General features: G+C 31.1%; 2 protein-coding genes and 1 pseudogene. All 3 read left to right on the top strand.

The features are described from left to right. Nucleotides 1-500, top strand: a pseudogene (locus Q0C22_RS10430) (acyltransferase family protein); the annotation flags it as partial. Nucleotides 501-590: 90 nt separating this feature from the next. Then, nucleotides 591-1,547 carry an SGNH hydrolase domain-containing protein gene (locus Q0C22_RS10425; RefSeq protein WP_367172094.1) on the top strand — a complete coding sequence of 319 codons (957 nt, stop codon included), beginning with the start codon at nt 591-593 and terminating at the stop codon, nt 1,545-1,547. Between the two features lie 68 nt (nt 1,548-1,615). Then, nucleotides 1,616-3,058, top strand: a 1,443-nt coding sequence (locus Q0C22_RS03225; protein ID WP_291490629.1) for a glycosyltransferase, incomplete at its 3' end; no start/stop codon positions are given.

Genomic DNA, 3,058 nt, shown 5'->3' with positions numbered 1-3,058 from the left:
AACGCTACGCGCTATGGGTTAGCATTGCGTTGGTGGCTTCTTTTATTTTAAATATTTACCTTGTAAAAGTTGATCCTGAGGCTGATTTTTACCTATTTTTCACTAGAATTTGGGAATTTGCTTTTGGTGGACTTGTGGCACTTGGGGCTTTTCCCAGATTGAATAGTAATATATTTGGCAAAATATTAGCATGGATTGGTTTGATATTTATTTTAACAGCTGTTTTTTTGTTTAAAAAAACCACGCCATTTCCTGGATATGCTGCACTTTTACCAGCTATTGGTGCTTTATTAATTATTTATGCAAATACCTATTCTGAGAATTGTTTAAAAAGGTTACTTTCTACAAAAAGTTTTGTGTTTGTAGGTCTTTTGTCTTACTCTCTTTATTTATGGCATTGGCCTATATTATCTGCTTATAGGTATTTTGCGCCAGTTTTACCTCAAAACATTGATGATTTATTGCTCATTTCAGCTTTGGTATTAACATTTGTTTTATCTTATCTATCTTATAGGTTTATTGAAACACCAATAAGATTAAAAGACTTTAAATCCAACCCAAAAAAATTATTTATTCCAATTTTTGCTGTGATGATTCTCATTGCTTCTTTTGGATATTATTTAGAATACCATGATGGACTACCAGGCAGGTACCCAAAAGAACTTCAAAAAATTATTAGCGCCCCAACAGACAAAAATCTTGAAGATTCTAAATATATGGATTTAAAGCCTAATGAAGTCGCCTGGGATAAGTATCCAACGCTTGGTGATCAAAATGCCCCTCACTATACTTTTGTAGTTATGGGCGATTCTCACGCAGATGCATTATCACCTGGATTTAGTTTGCTTGCAAAACAACTTGGCATAAAAGGCAAATTGCTTGCAGCAAGCGGTAATCCACCATTATTTGGTGTGAATTGGGGAAGTGATGACACACTTTCTCAGGTAAAAGCAAAATATTTAGAATTAATAAAAGCTCATCCTCACATTAAAGAAGTATTTTTAGTGGCAAGGTGGGGAATTTACGCAAATGGTTATGGCTATATTTATAAAGATGGACAATTTGTTGATAATCCAGAAGAATCTTTGGCTTTATGGGACAAGGACTCAAAAACGCACGATAATATATCAAACAACCCAAAGGTTCTTGAAAGAGGTTTAATTAGAACACTTAAAGTGTTTCATGAGATGAACATTAAAGTATATGTTGTCTCAGATGTTCCAGAGATTGGCTGGAATGTACCTGAAACGCTATCAAAGCTTTATATACTGCGAGGCATTCATACAAGAAAAATAACCGCTCCTACATATTCTGACTATCTTAAAAGGCAAAAACCGGTTTTTAATGCTTTTAAAGAAGCAGAAAAATATTATAAATTTACACTAATAAATCCTGCAAAACATATGTGTATTGATGACAAGCCTTGTATAGTTTTAGACAAAAAAGGTTATCCACTGTATTTAGACACAAATCATCTGACTAATCACGGTGCCTATTATGTGGTAAAACATGATCCAGGTTTTGAGGAAGCTTTAAAAACACAATAATGATTTTTAAAAAAAATAATTTTACAAGAGCTATTTTATATCTAAAAAATAATGGATTTAGGATGTTTTTGGCTAAAATTTTGGAAAGATTCAATTTAATTGATCCATATAAATTGTGGATAAAAAAATTTGAACCCGATAAAAACACACTTAAGAAACAGAAAAGTTTCAAATTTTCTTGTAGCCCTAAAATTTCTATTGTTGTATCCACTTTTAATACACAGAAAAACACGCTGTTGAATGTGCTAAATTCTGTTACATCGCAAACTTACTCAAATTGGCAATTATGCATTGCAGATAGGCCTAATCGTAAGATAATAAAATTGCTTAAAACTCACTTATCGAAAGATAAACGTATAACAGTCAAATTTTTTAAAGAGAATCCCGGAATAGTTTATAATTTAAATAGAGCATTAAAGCTTGCAGATGGTGATTATATTGCGTTTTTAGACCAATTTGATACTTTAGCACCTTTTGCTTTGTATGAAATTGTAAAAGCTATAAATCAAAACCCTGATGCTGATTTTATCTACTCAGACGAAGATAAGATTTCAAAAAATGGTAGAAAAAGATTTGAACCACATTTTAAACCAGATTTTAGCCCAGATTTACTTAGAAGTTATAACTATATTGGTAATTTAATTGTGGTAAAAAAACAGTTGATTGATAAAGTGGGTATTTTTAGGGAAGGCTATGAGGCTTTTCACGATTATGATTTTATCCTCAGATGTGTAGAAAAAGCTAAAAAAATAATTCATATACCTAAAGTTTTGTATCATAAACGATTTGTAAATAAATTTGTGGATGAAAACAAAAAGTTGTATGCTCATGAAAATGGTAAAAATGCTTTAAGTGATCACCTCTCAAGGGTAGGCTTAAAAGGAAAGGTTGAAAATTTAGGTTTCTTGGGTTTTTACAAAATAAATTATGAAATTAGTAATTACCTAAAAATATCAATAATAATTCCAAACAAGGACCATAAGGATGATTTAAAAAAGTGTATAGAATCTATTTTAAAATCCACATATAATAATTACGAAATTATAATTGCTGAAAATAATACAACAAATAAATCAACACTTGAATATTATGAATATCTGCAAAAAACATACGATTTTATAAAGATTATTCGGTGGTCTAAGTCTAAAGAATTTAATTATTCTGAAATTAATAACTTTGCTGTATCGTATGCATCTGGAGATATTTTGCTTTTTTTAAACAATGATATTGAAATTATAAACAATAATTGGATGGAAGAAATGCTTATGTTTATACAAAGAGACGATGTGGGGGCAGTAGGTGCAAAACTTTTGTATCCAGATAATACTATACAGCATGCAGGTGTGATTATAGGTTTAGGTGGTGCCGCTGATCATTCTCATAGATATTTTCCTGCCCAATCAAATGGGTACTTTATGCGCCTCAAAGTTGTCCAGAATGTATCAGCGGTTACCGGTGCCTGTTTGATGACAAAAAAGTCTGTTTTTAATGAAGTTGGTGGTTTTGATGAA

Source organism: Desulfurella sp. (assembly GCF_023256235.1).
Taxonomy (GTDB): Bacteria; Campylobacterota_A; Desulfurellia; order Desulfurellales; family Desulfurellaceae; genus Desulfurella.
This window is presented reverse-complemented; position numbering and strand designations above follow the sequence as displayed.

Excerpts from the sequence above, each read along its gene's own strand:
- Q0C22_RS10425 (WP_367172094.1), top strand. The coding sequence starts at position 591 with ATGATTCTCATTGCTTCTTTTGGATATTATTTAGAATACCATGATGGA.